This window comes from Oleiphilus sp. HI0066 (genome assembly GCF_001635725.1).
On sequence record NZ_LWFH01001708.1, the window covers coordinates 1 to 910 of the forward strand.

Here is a 910-nt window from a genome sequence, read left to right on the forward strand (position 1 = left end):
GAAGATGCTTCCAACCTCCCATTTGACGATGAAGATATCGCTGAACGAACGTTGCGCGAAAAAGAGAGAGATAATCATGACTAGTTTCTGGAGCTTTTGGGTTTCAATAATCAGTTTAGGATCAATTTTCGGCTGCTTGAGGCGTATTTATCGCCGCTCAATTAGTTTGGCCGGAGTTAAACTTCGACAACCAATACTTGAGTTTTGGCCGTATTCGACCACTGCACACTAACGCGGTCATCTTCGCCTTTGGCGGTTCCGCATTGTTTGCAACATCGTTATACGTTGTACAGAGAACCTGTCAAGCACGTTTGATCTCAGACTCTCTCGCATCATTCGTATTCTGGGGCTGGCAAGCAGTTATTGTTGCAGCAGCAATAACTCTTCCAATGGGCTTCACTAGTACAAAAGAATATGCTGAGCTTGAATGGCCAATTGATATCTTAATTGCACTAGTATGGGTTTCTTACGCGATTTTATTCTTTGGCACTATCACTAAGCGCAAAACCAAACATATTTATGTTGCGAACTGGTTCTACGGTGGCTTCATCCTGACGGTTGCAGTACTCCATATCGGTAACAATTTGGCTATTCCAGTTACCTTTATGAAGTCGTACTCTATATACTCAGGCACAGTCGATGCAATGATGCAATGGTGGTACGGCCACAATGCAGTAGGTTTCTTCTTGACTGCAGGCTTTCTAGGAATAATGTATTACTTCGTTCCAAAACAAGCTGGACGACCTGTTTATTCTTACCGCTTATCTATTGTCCATTTTTGGGCCTTAATCTCGCTTTATGTTTGGGCTGGATCCCATCACCTTCACTACAGCGCACTTCCAGATTGGGCACAAACAGCCGGCATGGTTATGTCTCTTGTTCTTCTTGCTCCATCTTGGGGTGGCATGAT

At 44.0% G+C, this 910-nt stretch carries 1 pseudogene; it reads left to right on the top strand.

Going from position 1 to position 910, the window contains the following annotated elements:
- Positions 1–140 precede the first annotated feature (140 nt).
- A pseudogene (locus tag A3738_RS26735) lies at positions 141–910 on the top strand (cbb3-type cytochrome c oxidase subunit I); the annotation flags it as partial.